The sequence below is a fragment of the Kitasatospora sp. NPDC028055 genome, assembly GCF_040637885.1.
GTDB lineage: Bacteria > Actinomycetota > Actinomycetes > Streptomycetales > Streptomycetaceae > Kitasatospora.
In genome coordinates this window covers 21,645-47,251 of record NZ_JBEZXE010000042.1, presented here as the reverse complement: position 1 = coordinate 47,251, position 25,607 = coordinate 21,645, and the positions used below count along the sequence as shown (strand labels likewise).

The window sequence follows — 25,607 nt, the reverse complement described above, 5'->3', positions numbered from 1 at the left end:
GGCCGGACATCAGGAGGGGCGATGACCACGCCGGACATCTTCACCAGGCGCGCCAACGCGCAGTTCCTGCCGCTGCTGACACACCGTTCGACCGGGCGGGGCGTCAGCCTCGACCTCCAGCGGATCGGCCACCTCCTGGTCGTCGGCGAGCCGGGCAGCGGACGCACCTCCGCGCTCTCGCTCACCGCCGCGAACAGCATCGCCGGCGGTGCCACCGCGGTGGTGTGCTCGGCCAAGGGATCCGGCCTGGACCACCTCGCGGGCCTGCACCACCTCACCCTGCATCGAGGCCTCGCGCAGAGCATCGACGGCATCACCACCGCCTGGCGCGAGATGGGATCCCGGTACGAGCGCGCCTTCGACGAGGACCGCCCGCAGGTCCAGACGACCATCGCGGACCTTCGCGTCGTCGTCGTGGACGACCTGGACCTGGTGCAGGACGCCGCCGACAAGGGCGATCCGGCCGCCTCGGCGGCCGTCCGGCACACACAGGACATCCTGCGGATGGGCCGGGCAATGAACGTGCACCTGGTCGCCTCCGTCCGCCCCACCAGCGCCGTGGCCATCCCGCTGATCTTCGACACTTTCATCCCAGTGGTCCTGGAACCGATGGCCGTGAACACCCCCAGCACCTGGCTGCCCCGCCCGCCCCGACGACGCCAGCGCCTGCCGATCGTCTACACCGGCCCCGGCAGCCGCACCCGCACCCCGTACCAGCCTGGCTGGGCCAAGGTGGCGCTGGACGGCGAGGTCCACGATGTCCAGGTCCGCTACATCACACCCGACCAGGCCCGGGCCATGGTCGAAGAGCCCCGCCCGGTGTAACCCAGGGCCCTATGGGATGGCGGGCTGGGGACCGGGGCCGTCGGGGTGGTCAGCCACGCCCCTAGCCTCGGTCACGGGTACCTGAACGCCGGCCTGTTCCAGGAGCAGCTGGGCCGTCTGCAGGAAGATGTCCCGCACCCGGGAGTCCGCTCCGGCAGCGACGCAGGCCTCCGCGAAGTCCGTCACGGTTCGGTAGTCGTCCGCAGGTGTGCGTTCCGGCGCAGCCCCCAGCAGCTGTTCGAGTCGCCCTTCCGGCCAGCCGAGGTGCGCCACGACGCGGACCAGACCAGGTGGAATCCCGGGGCCGGATACGCGGCCCATCTCGTAGTTGTTCATCGTGCGGCGGGAGATGCCTGCCGCGTCGGCCAGCTCCGCCTGCGACATCCGCAAGCTGCGCCGCGAGGCGTGAACGGCGTTGCCGACGTGCCACCATGAAGGGTCGGCAGCAGGGACGGTGGCGGGTCCGGGTCGGTGCGGTGACACGTGCTCCTCAATCGGCTTCGGCGGATGCGGCGGCACCGACATCATCGCAGCGCCTCGGAGGCGGGCGCCGGGCCTGGGCGGGATGGCAGTAGCCGTCGGTGGCGAAGGGGCTCTGGGACACGGCCGGGCGGCGTCTCCGAACGGCTCACCGGCGAGGAGGCCGCCGACATCGACGGGACCCCTCGCCTCACCAGCAGCGGGCCGACCGCTGTCGGAGCCCGGTGCCGAACTTCCCGCATCCTGTTCCCGGGTCAAGCCATTGTCCGACCACTCCCCGTACCGGCATGATCACGGCATGGGGAGAAGCGCGTGGGACGTCGCCACCGAGCGCGTGGTGTGGCTCGACGACGGTGTGGAAGGCCTGGAAGGCGGTCTGGCCGACAACCGGTACGAGTGCCAGGCGTGCGGGGAACCTCTGATACTCAAGGCACTCGTCCCGACCTCGGCGTCCTCTCCCTCGCCGCACTTCGCCCACCAGGGAAACGCGCGTTGCTCCGCCCCCGACCGCGAGGCACAGATCGACGCCCTCACCGAGGTCGTCATCAAGTTCCGCGACACCATCTGCGCCGTCCCCGGTGTCACCGCGACGATCGAACTCCCTGACACCCGGACCGGGGCGCCGACCGGCCTTGGACCGGTCATCATCGCCTGCTTCTCCGGCACCACCGTCGCCATCGAGCGACCCCCCGTCCGGCTCCCGGGGCCGGACGTGCTGCGCCGACGAATCGAAGCCGTCCGCGAACGCCACCCCGGCGCCGCGCACGTCTGGTTCCTCAAGAAGGACCCTGCCCAGTTCGGCAAGGTCGGCACCATCGGGGTGTGGCTCGACGGCAAGGCCGACTCCCACGTCACCGTGGCCCCGACCGGGCAGCAGGAGGCGATCGTGGCCGCCGGCGGCCACGTCTACTGGCTGGACGGCCAGCTGGTCCTTCTCCCGTACGGCGTCCACTACTTCCGCCACCCGGAGCGGCCCGGCCAGGATTGGACAGACTGGCCGCGCTGGCGCAGCGACCCCCGCGACGACTGGCGGATCAGCCAGCCCCGGCCAGCGCCCGACGCCGACTGCTGGGGGCTGGCTCCCGTCGCGTTGTCCTCGCTCACCCGTACCCGGGCCGTCTTCCAGCCCGAGACCGCCCACCGGATCATGTCCGGCCTCTACGTCGCGCAGGGCAAGCGGCACGGCTGGCGCAATCGCGAGGCGTACGCGGTCTACCGCACGCGCCACCAGCAACCACTGCCCCCGCCTCCGGCGGTGCCCACCAGCGTGCCTCCCGCCGACACACTCATGCCCCCTGCGGAACCGACTCTGACGGCGCTCACCCAGTCCCCGACCGACAGGACGTCACCACCACAACAGGGTCACCCGAAACGCCACCCGGGCAAACCCGACGACCAGCCCCTCCCCGGCCCGGCCGTCTCCGTGACGGCACCGGCTCCCGAGCGCGTCCCGGGACCGCCAGCCCGGCCGGAATCGCACACGGACCAGCCTCCCGCCCCATCCCGGTCCCCAGAGCAGACCGGCCCCCTCGGCTCTCCCAGCATCGGCACAGGTCAGTCCGTGGCGGTGCCGCCGCCTACCGAGGGCCCCTACGACCAGCCGACGGGGGACTCCGTCTACCTCCTCGCCCCACCCGACCCCGCTGATCCTCCGGTTCGGCCGCCACAGATCCCGCCCCGGCCGGCATACCCGCCCACTGTCCACCTGCCCGGCCACCAGGCGGCCGAGGCGCCACCGGGCTCCGGCCACCGCAGCTGACGGCCTGCACCCGGCAGTGCTCCGTACGGGCCCTGCCCTGTCGACGGACGGCCGGCGGGCCCTCAGCGCTCGTCCGGCCCGCCCAGGCTCCAGCCGCTGACCGCCGCGACCGGACCACGCCAGGTCGGCAGGGTGTGAGTGGTCCGGGCGGCCCGGTAGGTGACGTCCCGCAGATGGAGGAAGCGTCGGTCGATCTCGCGACGGCGCCGGCCCTTCTCGGCCGCGTCATCGAGGTGGGCGAGCGCTTCCCGGACGACGCGGTGCAGGTCGTAGTCCTGGCCTCCGAGCTGGCCGAGGTGGAGACGCTCCCAGGTCTCAGTGGAGACCACGGTCCCCGTCACGAGCGCGCCATCGAGGACCAGGGTGATGGTGATGTCCTCCGCCGCGACGTCCGGATCCTCCGCGCCGAGGCGCAGCAGCTCCAGGTGCGGGTCTACGTGGTCGTCCCGCTGGAGCAGCATCCTCAGAGCCGGCCGGACAGCGTCTCTCCACGACATCGGGGATGCTCCTTCGACTCGCCGTGGATTCGCTCTCCTTCCAAGCTATCCCGGCTAGCCGGTCGACCGGACCCAGTTGAACCCGATGAGCATCGATGCATGTAAGGCGTATACGGAGGATGGCGCGCCCGGAGGCCACCCATATGTGCTCTGATCTGGATCTTCTGACATTCTGTAACAGTCCGAAGTACCAGCAATGGGAATCACACGGAGCTTCCATGGCACACGTGCATGTTCTTCTGAACCAAAAGGGCGGCGTCGGCAAGTCGACGCTGACCGTCAACCTCGCTGCAGTCACCGCCGATGTGATCGGCCGTAAGACCGGTGAGCAACCCCCGGTTCTCGCGGTCTCCGTCGACCCTCAGGGGTCAACCGCATGGTGGTCCAACCGGGTCGGCGATGAACTTCCCTTCCTTTTCGCCCAGGCGCACAACGACCTCGGGTCGCTTCGCAAGCTGCGTGCCGTCAAGTCGGTGCGGCACATCTTCGTCGACACACCGGGGTGGCTCGACCTGTCCGACGACGACAACACCGCGGACCCGCTCGGCGACGGCAAGGCAGCAGACATCCTCCGAGCCGTGCTGGACAACGCCGACAGCGTGATCCTGCCGATCGAACCGGAGCCGCTTGGGTTCAAGCCCACCGTTCGTACGGTCCGCCAGATCGTCGAGCCCCGTGGCCTGCCTTACACCGTTGTCATCAATAACTGGGACCCGCGCGACGGGGACGTCGATCTGAAGCAGACCCAGGAGTTCGTAGAGAAGAACGGTTTCCCGCTCGCGAAGACCGTCGTGCGGCATTACAAGATCCACGCTCGTGCGGCCGCCGAGGGACTGGTCGTCACCCAGTACAAGCCCAACCGGGCTTCTTTCGAAGCTCGCGAGGACTTCTTCAAACTGGCCCTGGAGCTCAACCTGAACGGATCCGCACGATGAGCCGCCGTGTCAACCTCGCCGACATGCTCGACGGCGAGCCGCTCGATGAGCCCACCCACGGTGCACCGCGCCCACCGCTCGTCGACATCAGTCAGATCGCTCCCAACCCGGGCAACCCTCGCGGTGAGATCGACGAAGCCGACCAGGAGTTCCTCGACCTCGCGGGCAGCATCGAGACCGTAGGCGTCATCACGCCGCTCACACTGTGCACGGCGTCAGCGTTCCTCCAGCACAATCCCGTATACGCACCCCAGGTCGGCGATCGGCTCTACGTTGTAGTCGCCGGACATCGCCGCCTTGCTGCGGCAGTGCACGCCGGGCTGAGCGAGGTCCCGGCCTACGTCAACGACGAGGCCGCGCCTGACCCCCTGGTGTGGGCTGTCGCCGAGAACCTTCTTCGGGTCGGCCTCGATCCCATTCAGGAGGCCGAGGCGCTGCGCGTCCTCACCGACCCGCCGCCAAATGGCCGCGGCATGGCCCAGACCAAGGTCGCCAAGGGCATCGGGAAGACCCAGGGGTTCGTGTCGCAGCGGATCGCCCTGCTGAACCTGACCCCTGGGCTGCGCTTGAAGGTCGCGTCGGGCGAGCTGGGCTTGAAGGCAGCACGGACCTTTGTGGGACTGCCGCGGGACGAGCAGATGGCGGCGTACGAGGCCAGCCTGAACGCAACCTCCAGCGCAGTGAGCGGGGCGCAGCAGAGGGAAGTAACCGAACCCAAGCCTTCGAAGCCGCAGCTACGGAGCACGGCACCAGCGCCCTCGGCCGGTTCCCAGCTCCGTGACAAGGAGTTGCCGTCATCAGCCGGAACCCATTACCCGGTAATGGATGATGCCGGTCGAACGGCCGCCAACATGGAACAGAGCCTCTCTCCGGCATCCACCACCGTCGTTACTGCTGTCCCCGAACCCCGAGAGCCTCTTGCCGAATCGAACCCGCTCGACGTCGACTGGCATGACGTCACTGCGTTCGCGGCCGCGATCACCCAGGTCCTCGACAAGCGTCAGGCCTACGCCCTGACGGAAGCCCTCATCGAAAACCTGCGCGACTGAGCGCCTGATCGCCGAGGCAGCTATTACCGGGTAATAGCTGGCGGCGGGTCCGCCCCCGTGATGTCGGCGGAGCGCCTGACCAGACGGCCCACGGCTATTACCCGGTAATAGCGAAGGCCCACACCCCAAGACTGGGGTGTGGGCCTTCGCCGTTGGAGGGGTCGGAGTGAACGGTCAGTGCAGCAGGCTGGTCAGCGGTAGGTCCAGTGCTGGCCGGTGTCGATCAGGTCGGTGTCAAGGACGACGGCCAGGCCGTGGTGGTCGCTCGCGTCGTCGGGGGTGTCGAGCAGGGTGTAGGAGACGACGGCCGGAGCGAGCGGGGCGGAGACCCAGAGCTGGTCGATCCGGTCGTCGTTGCCGGTGCGGCGCAGCAGGGTGTCGTCGGCGGTCTGCTGGTACAGGTGCCAGGCGGTGTCGATGAGGCCGTTGGCTGACAGCTTCCAGGCGACTCGGCGGTCCGGCACCGGGGCGTTCTGCTGGCGGAGTGCCGGGTCGGTGAGGATAGTGCGGGCGCCGCGGTTGTATGGGCGCATGCGGTCCCAGGCCGGGTCGGGTCCGGCGGGAGGGGCGTAGTTGATGTCGCCGCCGAGGATGCAGTAGGGGCCGTGCCGGTAGGCGCGGCTGGCCGCGAAGTCGGCCTCGGCGAGGGCCTTGTCGGCGCTGTACGGGGTGAGGTGGACGCTGGCGACGGCGAGCGGGGCGGGCAGGCCGACGTCGAACCCGGCTACGCCGAAGCCGTGGTGCGTCTCGGTGTCGGTGTAGTCGGTGTTCCAGGCGATGCGTCGGCCGAGGGTTTCGCGCCGGTAGAGCAGGGCGGTTCCGCGGCCGGAGCGGGAGGGGGCGAGGAGTCCGTCCATGCCGAGGTCGTGCTCGGCGCGGACGAGCTGGCGGTGGCCGGCGTCGGCCCACCCCTCTGCTTCTTGGAGCAGGGTCAGGTCCGGGTCGACGGCGGTGATGCGCTTGGCGAGCTGCGGCCATCGGTCTTCGCGGCCGCCGTCTGCGTCGAACAGGCCGCCTCGTTTCAGGTTCTGGACGGCGATGGTGACAATCACGGTTCGGTTCTCCCTCTCTTCGTACGGTGTGGTGGTGCCAGGTAGGGAGCACCCGCCCGGCGTCGGCCGGGCGGGTGCGCGGCCGGGGCCGGTGGGGTCAGCGGTGTGCGAGGGTGGGCAGGACGGCGGCCTGGCGGCGGTGGAGCAGGGCGTGCTGGCCGGGGTCGAGGCGCCAGAGGCCGAGGCGGCCGGCGGCGGGGATGGGGTCGGCGAGGGCCTGGACGTCGGTGAGGGTCCAGTGCCATTGGCCGGGCAGGCCCCAGGGGCGGCAGCAGCCGGTGTCGCGGTGGCAGTCGGTGATGTAGGCGGTGGCGACGAGGGCGCCGGTCGTCAGCGCGGGGGCGCCGGGGCGGGCGAGGACGGCGCGGACGAGCGGGTCGGCCTGGCCGTCGCGGGCGAGGGTGCGGGCGGCGTGCGGGACGACCGGGCCGCGGTGGCGGGTCGGCCAGGACCGGTTCTCGATCGCCTTGTCGCCGGTGAGGATCGCGGCCAGCCAGGGCTGGCGGATCGTCAGCGCGGGGACGGCGGCGGGCTGCGCCGCCAGTCCGGGCAACTCGCCGATGCGACGCAGTGCTTCGTGGAGGGCTGTGTCCCAGTCGCCGGTGAAGGCGAGGGCGCGGTCGTCGATGTAGAGGGCGGCGCCGAGTTTCTTGTTGGTGACGAGGACCTGATGGCCCCGCCAGTAGGCGCGGTCGGGGTCGTCGTCGACGATGGCGTCGATGCCGTGGCGGGCCAGCCAGGCCGCGACGGCAGGGTGGTGGCTTCGGTGACGAGCGGTCACGACGAAAACGGATCGTCGGGCCTGGAGGGTGCGCAGGGCTTCGAGGGCACCGGGGATCGGCTCGCCGTAGATCCGACCGTCCTGCCAGCCCTGATCGTGCTGGACGAGTGTGAGGTCGAAGTCCAGGCCGACGGCGTGGCTGGCGGGGGAGTCGGGGTTGAGCGGGACGACGGTCAACAGGGAATCTCCTAGGTGTAGGGGCGGATGGTGGGCACTGTGGCGGTGGGTGGTGAGGCCGAACGAGCCGGCCCCGGCCGGGGCGGCCGGGGCCGGCTGGCCAAAGCGTGGGGTCAGACCGTCGCCGGAGCCGGGGTGTGGGTGGCGCGCTTGGTGTCGCGGGCGCTGAGGTAGGAGTCGACCCACGTCTGCGGCTGGTGGCCGAGGGTCTCGGCGTCGTCGAAGGCGAGTTCCGGGAAGTCGCCAGCCTCGAGTTCGCCGTTGATGTCGGCGAGGGCGAGTTCGGTGGTGCGCGGGTCGATCACCCGCAGGACCTGGAGCAGGCGGTGCGCCGTCCAGGCGTACGCTCCGGCGCGGGCGTGGGCGGCGATCGCCGCGGGGTCCTGGCCGCCGACGACGTGGTATAGGTCCTGGGCGGAGATGAGGACCTGCTTGAGGAGGTCCTCGGTCATGGCGGGGGCCGCGTCGCCGTCGGCCGGCAACGGCAGGTCGACGTCCGTCCCGGCTGCGCCGGCGATCGAGGGGGCCCAGTCTGCGGCGAGCGCGGTCCGGGTCGGGGCGTCCTGGAGGATCGGGCGGACGGGCATCTGCAGGCCGATGAAGTCGGGCCCGGCCAGGATGTACGGAGCCTCGGGTGAGGCCTGGGTGATCTGCAGGTGGCGGCCGGCCTGCGCCCAGCGGGCCAGGTACTGCGTGTCCAGCATGGAGACGTCGACCGGCTCGGCGAGGTGGTCGAGGTGCTTGGCGAGCAGGGCCTGCCAGGGGGCGGGGACGCCGTCCATGGTCGGCACGGCGATGCGCCCGACGGTGCTGCTCGCGGTCAGCAGGCCGGCCTCGAGGTCCAGGTCGACGGTGTCGCGGTGGGTGGGGTGGGCTTCGGCCCAGGCGTGCAGGTAGGCGATGTGCACGGCGCCGACAGTGGCGTTCCACTCGTCCTCGCAGTCGCGCACCTGGCGGCGGGCGACGGCGAGGGTGTGGCGGTCGGTGGCGATGGCGTGCAGGTGGGTGCCGTCGTTGGCGAGGTGGACGCCGGCCAGGATCGGCGTCGTGCTGGTCGGGGCGGCCATGTGCGGCATGACCTGGGTGAGGGCCTCGGCGAGCTGGTGGGCGGCGATGGTGGCCATGGGTGTGCTTCCTTCCGGATCGGGTTCAGGTGGTGGGTGGCTTGGGGCGGCGGGCGATGGCGCGCATGCCGTCGATGCGGTGGGCCTGGCGGGACAGGCGCGCGGCGAGCGCGGCCAGGTGGTCGGCGTCCTCGGGCCGCACGCCGTAGATGAGGCGGGCGGCATAGTGGCGGGCGGCGTCGGCGAGCTGGGAGGCGTCCAGGGCGTGGGCCTGGAACTCGCGGTCGATCTCCGGGTCCGGGTCGCGGGCCTGGAGTCCGTGGCGATCGGCTTCGTTCACGGCGGCGGGCTCCTCACGGGGCTGGTGGCGGTCAGGGGGCGGTGCGGGTCCCGGGCACCGGATCGCCGGTGCCCGGGACCGCTGCCGGGTCAGTCGAGCGCGCGCACCGGCGCCGGGAACACCTCGGGCAGCGGCGGCAGGAACGGGCACTGGTCGGCGTGGTCGCTGACCTGCTGGCGCACCGCGTAGACGTACATCGCACCGGCCTGTCCGAGGCCGTGGCGGCAGCCGGTGCAGTACCACCAAGCCTTGGTCTCGTCGTGGATGTGGGTGCCGACCGGCCAGGGCTGGTCGCCGATCAGCTCGACCACCGCTCCGCCCTTGGTGAGCTGGCGCATCCAGACGTGGCCGGAGCCTCCGCCGGTCGGAACGTCGCCGATGTGGACCTGGCCGTGGTCCAGGCGGATCCGGCCGTGGTCGGCGGCCTGCTCCAGAAGGACCATCAGGCGGTCGTGGCTGCCGAGGACCTGGCCGCTGGGGACCAGACGCGTCACCGCGTACAGCTCGCCGACGCTGGTGCGGCGCCGGCCGGACGCCTCGAGGTGGCCGAGCGCGGCCAGGAGGACGGTGTAGGCGTCGTCGCGGCGCAGCAGGTTGTCGAAGGGGTCGGGGGTGAGGTCGGTGAGCAGCTTGGCGATGGTGTCGGCGGTGGCCAGGATCCGGGTGTCGTTGATCTGCATTGGGGGCCGGTGCCTTTCGAAGTGGTGTGGGAAGGGGCTGGGTGCGGCGCCACCCGCGGCCCGGTGGTCGGGCGGCGGGTGGCGGCGGGGGCTGTCGGTTCGGTCAGTTGGCGGTGCGGGGGCCGGGCGGCAGGGCGCGGGGCGTGGTGGTGATGGTGGTGGCGAGGAGCTGGACGACGTTGTCGGACAGGCCGGAGAGCGTGGCGGGGATGAGCAGGTCGCGGGCGGCGGTGCGTTCGGCGAGCTGGACGACGGCGGCCAGGACGTGGCCGGTGTCCTCGCGGCGGCCGGCGACGACGGCGTAGGTGCCGACCAGCCCCTCGGCGTTGTTGACGGCGGTTCCACCGACGCAGAAGCCGGGGACGGTGACATCGATGCTGCCGGTGTCGTCGGTGAGGACGAGCTGGCGGGGGTAGCGGCCGTTCGTCTCGGTGATGACGCCGTCCACGGTGACCAGGGCGAGGTCGGGGGCGGCGGTGAGGCGGGCCAGGTTGTCGGTCATGGGTGGTTCTCCCGTTCGATCGGGTCTGCGGGGTCGGGGTTGACCGGGCAGCCGCGCCGGTTCCGGCGGTGCCGGCCGCTGGGTACGGTCGGGGTCCGGGGCCGGCGGCGGCGGTCCGCTCCGTGCACAGGCCTTCGGCCGGTGCGGGCAGGGAAAGGGCCCCTGCTCCAGGTGGAGCGGGGGCCCGGGTGAGGGCTGTCAGGCCGTTTCGGCGCCTTCAGCGGCGGGGCCGGCCTTGCGCGACCTGCGCTTGTTCCACCACTCCTCCGCGTCCCAGTCGGTGGCGTAGGTCAGGAGCAGGTAGGAGGCCGTAGTGCCGAGAGCGAGGACCGCGTCGGCCCATCCCCAGGCGATGGCGTGGAGGCCGCTGCCGATGGCGCCGCCTCCGCCGGCCGCGCTGAGCACCGTGGCGATGCCGACGCCGAACAGCAGGGCGATCTCGGAGTCTTCGGTGATGCCGTCGCCGACTCCGTTGCGGATGGTGTAGCGGACGTGGAGGGCCAGCATGGTCAGCTGGACGGCCCACAGGGCCAGGAGGACGGCGGCGACGCCGGACAGGGTGACGAAGTGGTGCATCGGGTTCCCTTCGTGAGTGGTGCAGGTGATTTTCGGCAGTGGTACGGCGCCCGGTCCGGGAGATTGATGACTTTCGACCGGTCCGGGTGACAGCCGGCCGAGGCGCTGACCCGGGTGGTGCGGGCGAGGTGAGAGGACAGCCCAGGAGACCGGAAGGTGCGGCCGGTGGTCAGCGGGCGTGGGCCGGTTCGAGGTACGCGGGGGAGGCGCTGGTGACGCGGTCGACGAAGTGGAAGCCCTCGGCGAGGAGCTGGTCGGCGGTGGGCAGGTGGCGGTGCTGTTCGGCCAGGACGTGGTCCGGTACGACGCGGGTGCGGCCCGTGTTCTGGCGACGGCACAGGTCGAGTGGCACGTCGAACAGAACTGCGGTGGCGGGGCGCTGCCAGTAGCGGGCACGGGCGAGCAGGTGGGCTCGTACGTGGGCGAGGAGTCCGGTGGAGTCGACGATGGTGGTGAGGTTGCGGGAGAGGCGGGCGTCCAGGAGAAGGTCCTGGATCTGGGCGGCGACCGGGGTCGCGGACTGGTCGGCCTCAGAGTCGGTGGCCATGGCGCGGTAGGAGTCGAGGTTGAGCCGCCAGGTGGCGGGCCAGCGGCGCTGCGCGAAGGTGGACTTGCCGGCGCCGGACAGGCCGACGAGGACGACGACGGTCCCGGGGTCGTAGGTGAAGTTCATGGGGCTCCTGGTGGTGGCGGGTGTCGGCCGGGCGGCCGGTCCCTGCCCGCGCTGCGCGCCGCCCGCGGGGCTGGGTGCCGGGCGGGCGGCGCGGTTCGGGGGCGGGTCCGGTCGGCCGGGTGGTCAGGTGGCGGGGTGCGGCATCGCGCGGCAGTGCTGGGCGTGGTCCTGGGCCCAGGCGCGCAGCCGGCGCGGGATGCCGAAGAGGGCGAGGTCGGCGGCCTTGCGCTGGGTGCAGGTGTCGAGGTTGTCGGTGGGGCCGTAGGGGTCGGCGCAGCCGGTGCCGGTGCAGGAGGCGCGAAGGGTGATCTCGAAGGTGGGGTGGCCGTCGAGGGCGTCCCAGGGTCGGGTGCAGCTGCCGGTTTCGCAGCGGCCGCTGATGGTGGTGTCGGTGGTGATGTCGACGGTGGCGTGGCCGGCGGTGAGGTAGCGGGCGAGGACGTCGTCGGGCCAGGTGGTCTGGGTGGTGGTCATCGGGTGGCCCCTTTCGGTGGCTGGTTAAAAGGGCGGTTCGTCGCTGTAGAAGCGGGCCGGGGTGGGGCGCCAGGGCAGGCGCCAGGACGAGAAGCCGGTCATGCAGTCGCAGGCGTCCCAGCCGTCTTCGCGGTACCAGCCGCGGTGGTCCTGGCAGGTGGTGCAGCCGGGCTTGGGGTGGTGGTCGATGAACAGGTCGTACGGGCCGGCCATGACCTCCCAGCGGCCGATCCGCAGGCGGCGGGGCAGCCTGGCCAGACGGGTGCGCAGCTGGCGGGCGAGGGAGCGGCGGGCGGGCTTGGGCGGGGTGTGGGAGGCGGCGGCGCGCTCGCGCAGGACCGTGACGGACGCTTCGAGGGCGGGCGGCAGAACGGGGTCGGAGCCGAGCAGGTTCAGGGTGGCGGCGTAGACGAGATCGGCCTGGGTCATGCGTGTTCTCCTCGGCGAGGTGGCGGTGTCGGCCGGGCGGCCGGTCCCTGTCCCCGGGGTGCGCGCCGCCCGCGCGGCTGGGTGCCGGGCGGGCGGCGCGGGCCGGGGGCGAGGCCGGTCGGCCGGGCGTCAGCTGACGAGGGCGAGGACGGCGACGGCCGCGAGCGCGAGGAGGGTGAGCAGCGCGTTCGACGGGATGTTGACGCAGCTCTTGAGGTGTTCGATCTCGGCGGTGATGGCCTCGCACTCGCTGAGCAGCTGGGCGTGGGAGGCGGAGCCCGCGGGCAGGTTGGCGAGTTCCTCGCTGAGGGGGCGGCGGGCCTTGCGCAGAGCGGCGATCTTGTCGTCGCGGTTTATGGCGACCAAGGGGCTGGTTCCTTTCGGGAACGGGTCGGTGGGTGGTTCGCGGTGCGGAAGGATGGGGGCGAGCCGGGGACGAGACCGGCCCGCCGGGCCTTGGTGGCCTGAACCGGCTCCGGGATGGTTCGTTCATCCCGGAGCCGTCTGGTGTGGTTCGCGGTTCGGGCGGTGGAGTGGTTCGCAGTTCGCCGAACCTGGTTCGTGGTTCGCGCTCAGGCCGTGACGCGGTTCGCGAACTCACGGCGGGCGTCCGCGAGGCGGTGGTGCGCCGTGGTCTTCTTCATGCCGAGGTTCGTCATGACGAAGTCGAGGTCGACCGTGTCGTAGCCGTGGGCCTCGATCAGTTCGAGAACCTGCCCGACCTGCTGTTCGGCGAGGAGCTGGGCGGTGCTGCGCCGGTTCGAACCAGACCCGGCGGCGAGGCTTCGCGGCTGGTCGGAACCGGTTCGCGGCTCGGGGTCCGCCGGAGCCGGTTCGCCGGTCGGCGCCGGACGGTTCGCGGCTTCCAGTTCGCGGCGCGCGGCCGGTTCGCCGGTTCGCGCTGCGGGCAGGGCGTGGTTCGGCGAACCGCCGGGGCGGTTCGGGTGGTGGTTCGGCGAACCGGCGCGGGTGAGGCGAACCACGAACTGCGGGATCGCGGCCGGGTTCGGCGAACCGGTCAGGGCGACGGCGAGGCTGGAGTTCGGGACGCGGGGCAGTCCGCGAACCGGCACCCAGTCGCCCACGCCGATCGCGGCAGCGACGAACCGGCGAACCGGGCCGAGGCCGGTTCGGCGAACCAGTTCGCGGTGTTCGGCCGCGGCCGTCCAGGCGAGCTCGACCGTGGACAGCGACTCGTCCGTGATCGCCAGCGACCACGCCGTGAAGGAGTGCGCGGGGTAGCGCAGCCAGCGGATCGCGCCGATCCTCGGCCGCACCCGGGCGACCAGGCCCTCGTCGCGCAGCGCCTTGCGGTGGATCAGGCTGGCGTACAGCTCCCACAACACGATGCCGACGATCGACATGGCCGCGAAGCTCACGGCCTTCGGCGTGGTGTGCCAGTAGGTCACCTGGTCCACCCACCGGCCGGACGCCGGATCGAGCGTGCGGCCGACGACCTCGCCGGAGGCGTGCCAGAAGTTCATCAGCGCCGCTCCCGCCGCGAACGCCCAGGTGCTGACCCGGTACAGCGTCCCGGCATCGCCGCTCTTGCGGGCCTGGTGGTACATCCACGCCGTGAACGTGGTGGACAGCTCCCACGCGGCGGCGAACAGGATCGTGAACGGCGCGACCCACCCGAGGATGTCGTGGGCGAAGCCGGCCTGGCCGGTCCAGGCGACCGCCATCGGCGCGGTGATCGGCACGACGACCAGCAGCCGTTCGCTGTTGGCCCGCACGAAGGCCTTGAGCCGGCTGGTGACGGTCACTCGCCCGGCCTTCTCGGCCGCCCGGGCCTCCCGCTTGAGACGGCGACGCTCCAGCTTCCGGGCCGTGCGGCTGGTGGCCTGCTGCAAGGTCCGCTGTGCGGAGAAGTGGGCGAGGTCGGCCCGGTCCTTGGCCTCCTGCGCCTTGGCCTCCAGCTCCCGCGCGCTCTGCAGCGCCTTGGCGGCCTCGGCCTTCTCGGCGGCCGCCGCTTTCTCCGCCTCCCGGCGGATCCGGCCGGCCTCCTGCTCGGCCTCGCCCCGCAGCCGCGCCGCCTCGGCGACGGCCTGGGCGCGCTGCTGCTGCGCCTCCTTCCCGGCCTGGGCGCGCACCTGGTCGGACTCGGCCGCCGCCCTGGCCCGCACCTCCCGGGCCGCGTCGGTGGCCTGGTCGACCTCCCGGTCCGCGTCCTCCCGCAGCCGGCGCACCTCACCGCGCACCCGGTCGGCATCGGACTGCGCGCCGCGGCGCAGCTCCTCCGCCTGCTCGCGGGCCTCGGCGAGCAGCCCCTCGGCTCGGGTGCGGGCCTCGGCGAGCACGGTGCCGGCCTGTGAGGTGGCGTCCTCGCGGACCTTGGCCGCGTGCCGCTCCGCCTGGGCACGCAGCTCGGTGGCGTCACGCTGCGCCTGGGCCCGGATCCGCTCGGCCGCTTCCTCGCCGGCGCGGGTGAGGGCGCCGGCCTCCTCCTCGGCGTCGGCGAGCCGCTGCTCGGCCTGGGCGCCGCGTTCGCGGGCCTGCTCGGCCGCCTCGCTGCGCACCGCCTCGGCCTGTTCCTCGGCGGCCCGGGTGAGGGCGGCTGCGGCCTGTTCGGTGTCGGCGAGCAGGGTGGCGGCCTGCGCCTGCGCGTCGGCGAGGATCGCGTGGGCGCGCTGATCGGCCTCGCCGAGCAGCTTGGCGGCCTGCTCCTCGGCACCGGCGGTGATGCCGACCGCGAGCAGGCGGGCCTGCTCCTCGGCGTCGGCGATGATCCGCTCGGTGTCCTGCTCGGCCCGGGCGCGGACGGCGGCGGCGCGCTGCTCGCCCTCGGCCAGCAGCGCCCCGGCCCGCTCGGTGGCCTCCTCCAGCAACCGGTCGGCCGCCGCGTGGGCGTCGGCGTCGGCCTCCTCGCGCTGCTCCTGGGCGTACTGGAGGATCAGGTCGGCCTGATCGTTGGCAAGGTCGAGGATCTGCCGGACCGCCAGTTCGGCACGCTGCGTGACTGCCTCGGCTTCGGCGGCGGCGTCCGCGCGCAGCTGCTCGGCCTCGGCCGCCCACTGCTCGGCGGTCGCCAGGTCGCGGCCGGCGGTGACGGTCGCGCGCTCCAGGACGGCGAGCGCCTGGTCCTCGGCGAGGGCCAGGACGTCGGCCGCGCGGTCGGCGGCGTCGGCCAGGACCGGGTCGGCGGCCGGCCGGACGGTGAAGGTCGCGGGGACCTCGGCCGGGGCATCCGGCTGGGTGCTGGCCGGGCCGGCCGGGCGGGCCGCGGACGCCTTGGCGGGGGTCTTCTTGTTGGGGGTTCGGGTGCGTCGGCTCGTAGTGCGGGCCGGGGTCATGGCGGGAGACTCCTGTCTCTCGTGGTGACTGTTCGTGTTGGCTGGGGCGGCCGGGATCGGTCGCGGCGCCAATGGGTGGCGCAAGGCGCGGAAACAGCCCCGAGCGGGCGCTCCGGGGCCGTTTCCGGGGGTGCTCGAATTTGATCCGTCTGATTCGTTTCCGCAGGTCATGATCTGTTTGGTGATCTGTCGCCGATCCGTCGCTGATCTGTCCCGAAGATGGATCAGGACGGACCGGCGACAGATCGATGACGGATCGGCGGACAGATCAAGCGGCAGACGGACTGGTGACTCTGCGTGTCAGTCCTGGACGGCCGGGAAGGCGGCTTCGATATCCGCGAGGCGGTAGCCGGAGGGCGGATTCTTCTTGTCCAGGTCCGTGCGGCGGACCGTCTTGAGGTTCTCGATGCCGGCTTTCTTGAGCTCCCGGGCGATCTCCTTGACCGCTTCCCGGCGACGGTCGGCAGGCTCCTTGGCGTCCCACTGGCACCACTGGGAGCCGGTCGTGGCGAGGTACTCCAGAACGTGGTCGGTGAGGAGGAAGTCCGGGTCGCCGTGCTTCTCGAACGCCTCCCGCAGCGCCAGCAGGATCGGCGGGAGATTCTCGGCCCCGCCGTCCTCGACGGGCTCGGGGGTGAGGGTGACGACCCCGGCGGCGAGCCGCTCCTGTGTACGGAGAGTGGCGGTCGGGGCGTCGAGGTGGGTGGCCTTGCGCAGGATCGGATCGCGCAGGCCGGGGGCGATGATGTAGAAGCAGCCGGCGTCGGCGGGGTCCCAGTCGCCGGGGCTGGGAGTGAGCCGGTGCGGCATCCAGCCCTCGGAGATCGCGGTGTCGGAGCCGACGACGAGCGGGACGTCGGCCTTGCGGGAGGGCAGCATGATCCGGATGCCGAAGGTGTCGGCGATGGCGTCGCCGACGACGTCGCTGGTGGCGTCCTGGGACAGCAGCACCACCGTGACGCGGGCCTTGCGGCCGATCCGGCTCAGCTGGATCACCTTGGCCTTCTGCTCCTTCGTCAGCTGGGGGTGCTCGTCGACGATCGCGAACACCGCCGGCGAGGCGTCGGTGATCTGCCAGTTGTCGACGTCGTCGCCCATCTGCTCGGTGCGGATCTCCGCCTCGCGGATCGCCCAGTCCAGGACCTCGTCGATCCGCTCCTCGTCGTAGGCCCGCATCGCGGCCAGGCGGCGCAGCGGACCGAACCCGCGGCCGGTGGGGTCGATGTCCAGGGCGATCGCGTCGGTGCAGCTGGTGATGTAGTCGACGAGGTTGCGGACGATCTGGGACTTTCCGCCGCCGGAGACGGCGATGACCATGATGTTCTGTCCGGCCAGGGTGACTTGGGTGGGCGTGCCGTCCAGGGATGGGCCGAGGTTGACCGGGCGCAGGATGCTGTTGGAGCGGGGGGCGTGGACCGGGTGGGGCGGCATCGGGTCGAACGGGTCGGCCAGGAGCACGCGCAGGACGACGGATCCGGCGGCGGCGGTCTGGGGCTGGGCCATGACGCCGCCGGTGCGGACGCCGAGCGCGACGTCGAGTTCCGGCAGGCGCAGGACCAGGGCGGACGGCTTGCCCTTGGTGAGGTGGGCGGTGGCCTTCCAGCCCCACTTCTCCCGGGTGACGTCGGTGACGGAGCCGACCGCCAGGCCCTCGTCGACCAGGGCCCGCAGGATGCACGCGGCGGCCAGGCGGGGGTCGTCGTCGGCGTCCCGGATCGGGAACGGCTTGCCGGTGTCGCCCGGGAACAGGGGCTGCGGTTCCTCCCCCGGGGCCTCGGCCTGGGCTTCGACGGTGACCGACTTGGCGGGCGGGTCGAGCTCGGGCAGCAGCAGCTCCGGCGGGACAGGGCGGTGGGTCAGGCGCGGCGGGTGAGCTGCGGTCCACCAGGCCAGGCCGGTCGCGGCGAGCAGGGCGAGGATCCCGGCCGGCGGGGCGTTCACCGCCCCGGCCGCCGCGCCGCCGGCCGCGCCGATCAGCGCGCCGCCCCGGCGCAGTCGGCCGAAGGAGCGGGCGCGGGCGATCTGACGCTCGGTCGGCTGCACCGGGCTGAACTTCGCCTTGGTCATGTCCTTGAGGGTCTTCTCCAGGCGGCGCGCGGCCTCACGGCCGAGGACGAGCTGCTGGCGCTGCGCCTGGGTGAGGCCGCCGTCGCTGGCTTCCTCCTCCAGGCGCACGATCTTCTTGTGTTCCTTGCCGAGCGCGTCCTCGACCTCGGTGCGGCGTTCGGTGTAGGCCTCGAGCTGGGCGGCGACCAGGCGGCGGCGGATTTCGTCGCCGGACTGGTCGGCGGTGGAGGCCCAGTGGGCCAGCCACTGTCCGATCAGTCGGGCGCCCTCGCCGGTGCGCCTGGTGGTGCCGGCCGCGAAGGCGGCGATCGGGTTCGGCTTGGCCTCGGCTTCCCCGCTGTCGGCGTCGTCCTTACCGGCGGTTGCGGCGGTCTGCGGGTCGGTGTCGGCGGCGGGCCCGGGGGTCTTGGTCAGCTGGACGGGAGCGGTGGTCAGCGGGGCGGTTGCGGCGGGCGCCGGGCCGGGGTGGGTCTCGGTGGTCAACGGGGCCTCCAGGCTCCACGGACGGGGTTGTTGGGTTGGGTGGTCCGGTCTGGGGTGGACGCCCCGGCGCCGTTCGCCCAGTGGTTCGGGCGGGCGGGTCCGGGGCGCCCATCACGGGCCGGAGTCAGCCGATGATCAGGGCGCCGAGCCAGTTGGACAGCGGGACGCCGGTGTAGGCGGCGAGGCCGCCGAGGGAGATGGACAGGCCCCAGGTCGCGCCGGAGAACGCGCCGGAGATCATCAGGACGCGCTCGCCCATGTTCTTGGCGAACCAGCAGAACGCGCAGGCGAAGGCGAACACGATCAGCGCGATCCAGGAGCCGGAGAAGGTGAGCTGGCCTTCCTGCGCGACGGCGACCGCGCCGGTGCCGCCGACCATGCCGCGGCTCGCCAGGGTGCCGGCCTGGTTGCCCGCGCCGGTGCTGAACCCGGACACGAGACCGAGAAGACCGCCCTGGCAGGCGGAGGCCAGAACCATGACGGCCAGGGCGAAGAAGTACGGCACCAGGTACTTCTTCTTCCTCAGCGCGGCGAACTTCCGCTTGTGCTTGAAGAAGAGGTAGCCCCAGGTGCCGGCAAAGGCCGCGAACCCGGCCGCAGATCCGGCAAGGGTGACGGTGTGGGTGATCTCGATGCTGGTCATGCTCACAGGGCGGTCTCCCAGGTGTAGGCGAGTGAGATGGACACGGCCGCCCAGCAGGAGTAGATGAGGGCGGTCTGGGCGAGGGCGTCCCGGAGCCTGCGCGCGACCACGTGCCGGGCGGGCACCCGCACGAGCGCCACGGCCGTCACGAAGCAGCCGGCGCCGAGCAGCAGCGCGCCGGTGTAGCCGAAGTCGGTCAACGGCACGATGAGCTCGGCCAGCATCGGGATCCGGTCGGCGGTGTCGAGCCCGCTCACCGCAGGGCCCCGGTGAACACGGAGGACACCAGGGCGCCGACCCAGTCGCGGGCCGGCCCGTAGGCGAGGGTCCCGACGACGACCGCCCAAGCCGTCACCCGCAGCACGGTGCGCAGCACGACGCCGCGCAGCCGGGAGCGCAGGACCAGAACGCCGATGAGAGTCATCAGGCCGAGGCCGAGGCCCGGGTCGGCGATGTCGGCGACGGGGCGGAAGGAGTGCGAGCAGTCCTCCACGACGCCGCGCCACAGCCAGGCCGGGCCGGTGGCCGCGACGGCGGCGGCCGCCAGGTTCGGCCAGGCCTGTACCGCGCGCTTGAGGGCGGCGGCGGCGCGCTTGACGCGGGCCCAGTCGAGCAGGTGGTCCGCGTCGTCCGCCTTGTGCGGGATGGCGGCGTCAAGGCGGGACTGGCGCAGCTCCTGCGCGAGCTCGGCCAGGCCGTCCCCGTCGTAGCCGGGGTGGTGCTTGGTCAGGTCTACGGGCTCGGGGTGCTCCGGGACGGCGGGGTCGTACGCGGGGCGCGGCGGGACCTCGGGTGTGACGGTCACGTCGTCACCTCCGGTCCGCCGTCCGGGGCGGGGTTACGCATCGGTGGCCTCCAGTCGGTCGAGGTAGGGCGGGATCAGGTGGGCTTCCGCGTACAGCGCCACCAGCAGGCCGAGGCTGGTGACGGTGCAGGTGGCGAAGAACGCGAAGAAGGCCTGGTCGAGCGGGGTCATGTGCGCGTGCCTTTCGGACGGCGACAAGTAGGGGAGTTCGGGCGTGCCCGTGGCTCCCCTGGACGGCCGGCGTCTCCGGCGAAGGGCCGGGTCGCGGGGTCGGCGGTCCAGGGCGGCTACGGGTACGAGCGGGGTGCCGTCCGGCCGCCGACACCGCGGGTGCGGGCCGGCGGCCGGACGTACGGAGCGGCGACGGGTCAGCGGGCCTGCTGGCCGTGGCCGGTGCGGGGCGCCGTGTCGTCGGCGGGGCCCTGGTCGTCGGTCACGGTGTTCAGCTCGCCGCACTGGATGACCAGGCCGGTCACGTGCACCGTGCCGTTGATGCGGTTGACGACGGGGCCGTGGCCGGTGCGGGTGCCGCCGGTCTGGATGAGGACGCCGGGGACGATGCCGTTGCCGGGGTGGTTCGTGCCCATGAAGGGGTCTCCTGACGATGACGGGCTCCCGGGCCGGTGAGGCGCCGGAAGGCTTCGTTCGGGATGGCCGCGGGCCCGGCGGCCGGTGCGCACGGATCAGGGGTGCGCACCGGCAGGGGCCGATGGCGGCGGGGGCGCTCGCGGCCTGGCTGGCCGGCGGAAGCGCCGGGGTGGAGCAGCGAGTCGGTGGTGCGGGGTGCGTGACGGCCGGGCCCCATGCCGAGGGAGGGCGGATCGGCCGCTTACCGCCCGGCCGGGTGCCGGGTCGATCGCGCCTGGATTGAGCGGGGCGGCGGTGTCCCCGTGCCGAAGGTGCTGCGGAAGCAGTCGGGTCGTTCACCCCGGAGGCGGCGTCACGCTCGCGGGCCCCGGGGCCGTTCTGTGTCGTTCTCTGTGTTGGCGCGCTGTGGAGTTGTGAAGCAACGGGCACGTCCTTGGCCTGGCCCCCTCGGGCCGGACTTCCGGGTGCTGTTGGTGGTGCGTCAGGTGCTGGGCCCTGGGTGGGGCCCGCCGCACCACTCCCGGCCCCGTCCCGGCATGGGCATGCCAGGACGGTTCCGGTGGCAGGCGGCGGGAATGCCGAACTGCGGACAGGAGAGGGGCTACTGGCCGGAGCCGCCGGCCTTCGCGGCCTGCGCCCTCTCGTAGGCCTCACGAGCGCGCCGGAGCTGCTCGTCCTGCTGCTGACGCTGGGCTTCCTCGGCGGTCACCGGCCGCCTCCCTTCGGGCTGGCGGGCGGGGTGGTCGGCGGGATGGGGGTCGGCGTTCCACCGCCGGCGTAGCTGCGGCACAGGTGGGCGATCGTCACCGCGCACCCCCGTCCCGGCGGTACGGGCGGCCGAAGTTCCGCACGACGTGCGACTGGTCGGGCTGCGCGTACGGGTCGGGCGAGGCAACCCGTCGGCCGTCTCGGTCCGTGCTGGCCGCCGGGAGCGAGACCTGCGCCTCGCGGTGGTGACGCCGCGCCGTCGCCTCGTCGTACGGCGGGTGCCAGCCGGTCGTCGACATCCCGCCCGTACGGGTCGACGTCCCGGAGGAGCCGGAGGAGCCGAAGCCCAGGAAGGAACGGAGACCCATCAGCGCTGCCCTCCCGCCTGCGGCACTGCCGGCGGCTGCGGCGTCGCCAGCCGCTGACGGAGCTCCTCGGCCTGCTGACGGGCCCGGTCGACGGCCGCGGCGGCCTCCGCGGCGGACCGCATGTTGGCCTCGGTCATCGCGTTCAGGGCGGCGATGTTCGCCATGTCGAGCGGCTGCGGCATCGTCAGCACCCCGCCATCTGCGGCTGGCCACCGACGAACCGGGCAATGGCGTTCTGGACGAACCAAGAGATGTGCGCCCAGCCGGTGCGGCCGGCCTTGGCGAGGTGCTCCTCGGCCTGCCGCCAGACGTCGGCGACGAGCTCCATAACGATGCTCTCGCTGGCGGTCGGGGCGACCGCGGCGAGGTCGTGGATGACGAGCGAGAGCACGCGGCCCTCGTACTGCTCTTGAAGGGGAGCACTGCGGTGGCTGGCGAGGGTGGGGTCGCTGTTCCCGCTCCTACGCGGGTCGGTCATGCTGGTCATTGCGGATCTCTCCTTGACGAGCTGGTCCGTTGGGACCCCGGTGGATGCTGTCCAGGCGCACCGGGGTCTCGCCGTTTCACGAGAACACCCGTGTTGGCTTAGCCAGCTTAGCTGATACAGTCGCTGCTGTGTCAACTAAGCCGGTGAAGCTATCTATGACAGGGAGGTGGCCCTACGATGTGGCTCATGACTGATCCACTCGCCCAGCCCTACCAGCGGATCGTGGAGGACGTGCGCGATCAGATCCGTCTAGGTCGCCTTCGGCCAGACGACAAGCTGCCCAGCACCCGCGAACTTGCTACTCACTACGGCGTGGCTCACGGGACCGTACAGAGGGCACTCACCGAGCTCCGAGCGTCTGGGCTGATCTACTCGCACCAGGGGAAGGGGAGCTTCGTGCGGCAGGTACCACTGGACGAGCCCGAGGCGACATCCGAACTCCAAGAGCTGCGGGAGCAGGTCAGCGCCCTGGCCGCCCGCCTTGAGCGGGTCGAGCAGGCGGTCTTCCAAAAGACGTGATCCACGGGCACTCCCTCGGGCCGGTTTCTGATGCACAGATCAAATCCGACTCGGCCGTGATGAACCATCACATCTCCATGGGGAGATCCGTACGCGGGTTCATCAATGCGTTTTCAACATCCACGTACACATGCGTTTCGGGGCACCGCCCCTAGGCTCGCGAGCATGACGACAGCGGAGGTGGGGAGCATGGCAAAGGTGCGGCTGGGATGGCGACCCGAAAAGCTGCGCCAGCAGCGGGAGGCGCACGGCCTGACACTCGAGGACGCCGGCGAGCGCCTTCGTCTGGTGGCGGAGCAGGCCGGACTGAAGAACATTCCGGCTGCGCACCCGCAGACGATCTGGCAGCACGAGCAGGGCGAGATCTACCCTGGCCCGGACTATCGACGGGCGTACTGCGCGCTCTACCGGGCGACGGACCCGCAGCTCGGATTCCGGAATCCACTGCCGGGTGAGGACACCGCCTTTGCGCTGACGCCAATGTCCTCGACCAACAACGGCACTCACGTACTGGCTGTCGAGCGGGCGCTGCACAGGATTGCACCGGGGACGGCCGATGCCGACAACATGTCGTTGCAGCAGCGGATTATGGACGCTTGGCGTCGGCGGCACACGGGCGGCGATCCGCACCGGCCCTCGATTGTCCTGGTCGGCGGGTTCGCCGGCAGCGGAAAGACGGAGTTCGCCAGGTTCCTGACTCAGCTGACTGGCTGGCCGCTGTTGGACAAGGACCCGCTGACCCGACCGCTAGTAGAGCGTCTGCTCGTCTCGCTCGGCGGTGATCCCAACGACCGACACACGGACTTGTACCGCAATGAGGTGCGGGCGTTGGAGTATGACTGCCTTATGCAGGCCGCCTACGCCAACGTGGCCTGCGGCATCTCCACTGTGCTGACCGCCCCGTTCATCGCCGAGATGGCGGACGAGGCGTGGATGACTCGGCTCATCAACCGCTGCCGCGCCCAGGGTGTCGACGTGTCGCCGATCTGGGTGCGCTGCGACGCAGAGTCGATGCGCGAGTACATCGGCTTCCGATCGGCCGCCCGGGACGCGTGGAAGTTGGCGAACTGGAACGACTACATCGCCACCGTCGACACGGGGCTGCGGCCAGTGGTGCCGCACCTAGTGGTCGACAATCGCATGGGGGCAGCAATCTCACTGGCCGATCAGGCCCGGCTCGCTCTCGCGGAGGTGCGCGTATGACCAGCCAGCCGCGACGCGGGGTAATCCTGTACGGGCCGCCGGCCTCCGGGAAGGACACCGTGACGGGCGCCCTGACCACGCTCGACCCCATCTTCGCACTGTTCTCAAGGGTGAAGGTGGGGCCGGGCCGGTCGACCGGCTATCGGATGGGAACGCCGGAACTGCTGGCGCAGTTGCGCGCCACGGCAGGTGCCGTGGTTTACGAGAACAGCAGGTACGACAGCACCTATGTGACCGACCGGGCAGGGTTGGACGCGGCGGTCGAGGCCGGGGTGCCGGTGATGCACCTAGGGCAGGTCGATGGGGTGCGGGCGGTACTGGACAGCTACCCCGCTGACTGGCTGACGGTGCTGCTTTGGTGCCCGAGGGAGTCGACGGCCGAACGGTCGGCGGGCCGGGGAGACACGGACACCTCCGCGCGTCTGGCCGCCTGGGATGCCACGCAGGCGGACCTCGAGGCCCATGCCAGCTTCCGGTTCGATCTGGTCGTCCGCACGGACGTGGCGTCACCCGAGCAAGCAGCTGAGCGGATCCGCCAGGCGCTCGCCGAACGTGATCAGCTGCTGATGCTGGACTTCGACGACACTCTGATTGACCGCCTCGCTGCGGTGACGGCATGGATCTCCGGGTACTGCGCCGCCCACGGACTGGGCCCGGATGTTGAGCGGCGGATCCTGGGCGCTATGCAGGTCCGCGCGGATTTGCAGACGTTCGAGGGTCTGTGTGCTGAGCTGTCATTGCCGGAGTCCGCTGATCGGCTGTGGGCGCGCTACAGCGCGGAGTTCCCGGCAACGGTCCGGCCCTTCCCGGGCGTTCCGAACGCGCTGGAGGCGGTCAGGGCCAGTGGGTGGCAGGTTGTCGTCGTCACCAACGGCGGCGGCGAGATCCAGCGCGCCAAGTTGAAGGCGAGCAGGATCGACGGCCTGGTCGACGGCATATGCATCTCCGAGGAGGCTGGCACCCGCAAGCCGGACCCTGCGATCTTCGAAATGGCTGCCGCGAGCGTGGGGCGCCGCCTCACGGGTGGCGGTTGGATGGTGGGGGACAACGCCGCCTTGGACGTGGTCGGCGGCCGCGCCGCCGGGCTGCGCACCGTCTGGGTCTCCCACGGTCGGCCGTGGCCCGGGGGCCCGAAGCCGGACCACATCGCGCTGGATGTCTTGGACGCTCTGGAACACGTCCGTGGAGGTGCCCGGTGACGGATCGACAGGTCACGGTCGGGGTGCTGCATCCCGGCAGCATGGGCGCGGCCGTCGCGGCGTGCGCCCTCACGAACAGCGGCCAGGTCTTGTGGTGCCCGCGGGGGCGCAGCGAGGCAACCGCGGCCCGGGCGAAGCAGTTCGGTCTGACGGCGGTTCCAGCTCTGGACGAGCTGGTGGCTCAGGCCGAGGTGGTGCTCAGCCTGTGCCCGCCAGCCGCGGCGGAGGACGTAGCGCGGGAGGTGGCCGGGCTCGGTTTCACCGGCCTGTACGTAGAAGCGAACGCGATCAGTCCGCAGCGGGCGGCGCGGATCGCGGAGTTGCTCGGCGGAACGGCCCGCGCGGTGGTCGACGGCGCAGTGGTCGGCTCGCCGCCGATCGGTACGAAGCGGCCCCGGCTGTACCTCTCCGGACCGGTGGACGGGGTCAGGCTGGTCGAGCGGCTCTTCTCCGGCACCGCAGTGTCGACCCACATTCTGGGCGAGGAGATCGGGCAGGCCAGCGCGCTGAAGGCCGCCTACAGCACGTTCCAGAAGGCATCCCGGGTGCTGGCCGCGCTGTCCTACGGGCTCGCGCGCGAGCACGGCGTCGACCAGGCGCTGCTCGATGTCGCCGGTCAGCGGGCCGGCTCCTACCTGACAGAGACGGACTACATCGGCAAGACCGCTGCCCGAGGGTGGCGGTGGGGCCCCGAGTTGGAGGAGGCGGCGGACACGATGGCCGCCGCTGGCCTTCCGGACGGGCTGCTCCGCGCGGCAGCATCCACGCTCAGCCGGTGGGACGACGCCAAGGACACCAAGCTGTCGGCCGACCAGGCACTGGACGGGCTGCTCCGCGCAGAGGCCGAGCTGTCCAGCCGACACGCGGAACCTGAACGGCCCGAGGACCCAAGGAGACGAATAAGCTGATCCGGTCGCCCGTACGGGCGGCGCACAGACCAAAAAACGCGAA

31 protein-coding genes are annotated in these 25,607 nt (G+C 71.8%); 8 read left to right on the top strand and 23 right to left on the bottom strand.

All coding sequences use genetic code 11. The features are described 5' to 3' along the window. Positions 1-21 precede the first annotated feature (21 nt). Positions 22-825, top strand: coding sequence for a hypothetical protein (locus AB0F71_RS31190; RefSeq protein ID WP_360241393.1), 804 nt, complete (start codon positions 22-24; stop codon positions 823-825). Positions 826-834: 9 nt separating this feature from the next. On the opposite strand, the gene AB0F71_RS31185 is transcribed toward AB0F71_RS31190, so the two are convergent. Then, positions 835-1,353, bottom strand: coding sequence for a helix-turn-helix transcriptional regulator (locus AB0F71_RS31185; RefSeq protein WP_360241390.1), 519 nt, complete (start codon positions 1,351-1,353; stop codon positions 835-837). Positions 1,354-1,603: 250 nt separating this feature from the next. Here AB0F71_RS31185 and AB0F71_RS31180 point away from each other — a divergent pair, with 250 nt between their 5' ends. Continuing rightward, the gene (locus tag AB0F71_RS31180; RefSeq protein WP_360241387.1) at positions 1,604-3,064 is read left to right on the top strand and encodes a hypothetical protein; all 1,461 of its coding nucleotides are present in this window, start codon (positions 1,604-1,606) and stop codon (positions 3,062-3,064) included. A 62-nt stretch (positions 3,065-3,126) separates the two neighbouring features. On the opposite strand, the gene AB0F71_RS31175 is transcribed toward AB0F71_RS31180, so the two are convergent. Further along, positions 3,127-3,561 (bottom strand): hypothetical protein, encoded by a 435-nt coding sequence (locus AB0F71_RS31175; protein ID WP_360241384.1) that lies wholly within the window; start codon positions 3,559-3,561, stop codon positions 3,127-3,129. Between the two features lie 218 nt (positions 3,562-3,779). On the opposite strand from AB0F71_RS31175, the gene AB0F71_RS31170 reads away from it, so the two are divergent. Both AB0F71_RS31170 and AB0F71_RS31165 read left to right on the top strand, forming a co-directional pair. Further along, a complete protein-coding gene (locus AB0F71_RS31170; protein ID WP_360241381.1) occupies positions 3,780-4,496 on the top strand; it encodes a ParA family protein in 717 nt (238 codons plus the stop codon). After that, positions 4,493-5,545: a ParB/RepB/Spo0J family partition protein gene (locus tag AB0F71_RS31165; protein WP_360241378.1), complete on the top strand. Its 1,053-nt coding sequence runs from the start codon at positions 4,493-4,495 to the stop codon at positions 5,543-5,545. The genes AB0F71_RS31170 and AB0F71_RS31165 overlap by 4 nt, the downstream gene beginning before the upstream one ends. Positions 5,546-5,736: 191 nt before the next feature. Here the strand turns inward: AB0F71_RS31165 and AB0F71_RS31160 are convergent, their stop codons facing one another. The 21 genes from AB0F71_RS31160 to AB0F71_RS31060 form a co-directional block, all read right to left on the bottom strand. Beyond that, positions 5,737-6,597 (bottom strand): endonuclease/exonuclease/phosphatase family protein, encoded by an 861-nt coding sequence (locus AB0F71_RS31160; RefSeq protein ID WP_360241375.1) that lies wholly within the window; start codon positions 6,595-6,597, stop codon positions 5,737-5,739. Positions 6,598-6,694: 97 nt separating this feature from the next. After that, entirely contained in the window at positions 6,695-7,555 is an 861-nt protein-coding gene (locus AB0F71_RS31155) for a hypothetical protein (RefSeq protein WP_360241372.1), read from the bottom strand. A gap of 113 nt (positions 7,556-7,668) precedes the next feature. Beyond that, complete coding sequence (locus AB0F71_RS31150) at positions 7,669-8,679, bottom strand: hypothetical protein (RefSeq protein WP_360241369.1); 1,011 nt, start codon at positions 8,677-8,679, stop codon at positions 7,669-7,671. 25 nt (positions 8,680-8,704) lie between these two features. Then, positions 8,705-8,959, bottom strand: a complete 255-nt coding sequence (locus AB0F71_RS31145; protein WP_360241366.1) for a hypothetical protein — start codon at positions 8,957-8,959, stop codon at positions 8,705-8,707. 89 nt (positions 8,960-9,048) lie between these two features. After that, positions 9,049-9,639: a hypothetical protein gene (locus tag AB0F71_RS31140; protein WP_360241363.1), complete on the bottom strand. Its 591-nt coding sequence runs from the start codon at positions 9,637-9,639 to the stop codon at positions 9,049-9,051. A 103-nt stretch (positions 9,640-9,742) separates the two neighbouring features. Beyond that, positions 9,743-10,141 carry a hypothetical protein gene (locus AB0F71_RS31135; protein ID WP_360241360.1) on the bottom strand — a complete coding sequence of 133 codons (399 nt, stop codon included), beginning with the start codon at positions 10,139-10,141 and terminating at the stop codon, positions 9,743-9,745. 198 nt (positions 10,142-10,339) lie between these two features. Continuing rightward, positions 10,340-10,717, bottom strand: a complete 378-nt coding sequence (locus AB0F71_RS31130; RefSeq protein ID WP_360241357.1) for a hypothetical protein — start codon at positions 10,715-10,717, stop codon at positions 10,340-10,342. 169 nt (positions 10,718-10,886) lie between these two features. After that, positions 10,887-11,390, bottom strand: coding sequence for an AAA family ATPase (locus AB0F71_RS31125; protein WP_360241354.1), 504 nt, complete (start codon positions 11,388-11,390; stop codon positions 10,887-10,889). Between the two features lie 123 nt (positions 11,391-11,513). Then, positions 11,514-11,864, bottom strand: coding sequence for a hypothetical protein (locus tag AB0F71_RS31120; RefSeq protein ID WP_360241352.1), 351 nt, complete (start codon positions 11,862-11,864; stop codon positions 11,514-11,516). 24 nt (positions 11,865-11,888) lie between these two features. Beyond that, on the bottom strand, positions 11,889-12,293 hold the full coding sequence (locus AB0F71_RS31115; RefSeq protein WP_360241349.1) for a hypothetical protein: 405 nt from the start codon (positions 12,291-12,293) through the stop codon (positions 11,889-11,891). A 129-nt stretch (positions 12,294-12,422) separates the two neighbouring features. Next, complete coding sequence (locus AB0F71_RS31110) at positions 12,423-12,659, bottom strand: hypothetical protein (protein WP_360241346.1); 237 nt, start codon at positions 12,657-12,659, stop codon at positions 12,423-12,425. Between the two features lie 206 nt (positions 12,660-12,865). After that, positions 12,866-15,586, bottom strand: a complete 2,721-nt coding sequence (locus AB0F71_RS31105; RefSeq protein WP_360241343.1) for a hypothetical protein — start codon at positions 15,584-15,586, stop codon at positions 12,866-12,868. 300 nt (positions 15,587-15,886) lie between these two features. Beyond that, a complete protein-coding gene (locus tag AB0F71_RS31100) occupies positions 15,887-18,136 on the bottom strand; it encodes a hypothetical protein (protein WP_360241340.1) in 2,250 nt (749 codons plus the stop codon). A gap of 124 nt (positions 18,137-18,260) precedes the next feature. Further along, entirely contained in the window at positions 18,261-18,779 is a 519-nt protein-coding gene (locus AB0F71_RS31095; protein ID WP_360241337.1) for a hypothetical protein, read from the bottom strand. Between the two features lie 2 nt (positions 18,780-18,781). Beyond that, complete coding sequence (locus AB0F71_RS31090) at positions 18,782-19,036, bottom strand: hypothetical protein (RefSeq protein WP_360241334.1); 255 nt, start codon at positions 19,034-19,036, stop codon at positions 18,782-18,784. Continuing rightward, positions 19,033-19,584 (bottom strand): hypothetical protein, encoded by a 552-nt coding sequence (locus AB0F71_RS31085; protein WP_360241331.1) that lies wholly within the window; start codon positions 19,582-19,584, stop codon positions 19,033-19,035. The genes AB0F71_RS31090 and AB0F71_RS31085 overlap by 4 nt, the downstream gene beginning before the upstream one ends. 33 nt (positions 19,585-19,617) lie before the next feature. After that, positions 19,618-19,755, bottom strand: a complete 138-nt coding sequence (locus AB0F71_RS31080) for a hypothetical protein (protein WP_360241328.1) — start codon at positions 19,753-19,755, stop codon at positions 19,618-19,620. Positions 19,756-19,952: 197 nt separating this feature from the next. Next, complete coding sequence (locus tag AB0F71_RS31075) at positions 19,953-20,171, bottom strand: hypothetical protein (RefSeq protein WP_360241325.1); 219 nt, start codon at positions 20,169-20,171, stop codon at positions 19,953-19,955. A gap of 804 nt (positions 20,172-20,975) precedes the next feature. Beyond that, positions 20,976-21,248: a hypothetical protein gene (locus AB0F71_RS31070; protein ID WP_360241322.1), complete on the bottom strand. Its 273-nt coding sequence runs from the start codon at positions 21,246-21,248 to the stop codon at positions 20,976-20,978. After that, positions 21,248-21,430, bottom strand: coding sequence for a hypothetical protein (locus tag AB0F71_RS31065; protein WP_360241319.1), 183 nt, complete (start codon positions 21,428-21,430; stop codon positions 21,248-21,250). Before AB0F71_RS31065 ends, AB0F71_RS31070 begins: the two co-directional genes overlap by 1 nt. A 2-nt stretch (positions 21,431-21,432) precedes the next feature. Continuing rightward, a complete protein-coding gene (locus AB0F71_RS31060; RefSeq protein WP_360241316.1) occupies positions 21,433-21,735 on the bottom strand; it encodes a hypothetical protein in 303 nt (100 codons plus the stop codon). 186 nt (positions 21,736-21,921) lie between these two features. Here AB0F71_RS31060 and AB0F71_RS31055 point away from each other — a divergent pair, with 186 nt between their 5' ends. The 4 genes from AB0F71_RS31055 (at position 21,922) to AB0F71_RS31040 (ending at position 25,564) form a co-directional block, all read left to right on the top strand. Next, positions 21,922-22,254, top strand: coding sequence for a winged helix-turn-helix domain-containing protein (locus AB0F71_RS31055; protein WP_360241313.1), 333 nt, complete (start codon positions 21,922-21,924; stop codon positions 22,252-22,254). A gap of 165 nt (positions 22,255-22,419) precedes the next feature. Continuing rightward, positions 22,420-23,457 (top strand): AAA family ATPase, encoded by a 1,038-nt coding sequence (locus AB0F71_RS31050; RefSeq protein WP_360241310.1) that lies wholly within the window; start codon positions 22,420-22,422, stop codon positions 23,455-23,457. Further along, on the top strand, positions 23,454-24,656 hold the full coding sequence (locus tag AB0F71_RS31045; RefSeq protein ID WP_360241308.1) for an HAD-IA family hydrolase: 1,203 nt from the start codon (positions 23,454-23,456) through the stop codon (positions 24,654-24,656). Before AB0F71_RS31050 ends, AB0F71_RS31045 begins: the two co-directional genes overlap by 4 nt. Further along, entirely contained in the window at positions 24,653-25,564 is a 912-nt protein-coding gene (locus AB0F71_RS31040; protein ID WP_360241305.1) for a DUF1932 domain-containing protein, read from the top strand. The genes AB0F71_RS31045 and AB0F71_RS31040 overlap by 4 nt, the downstream gene beginning before the upstream one ends. Positions 25,565-25,607 lie beyond the last annotated feature (43 nt).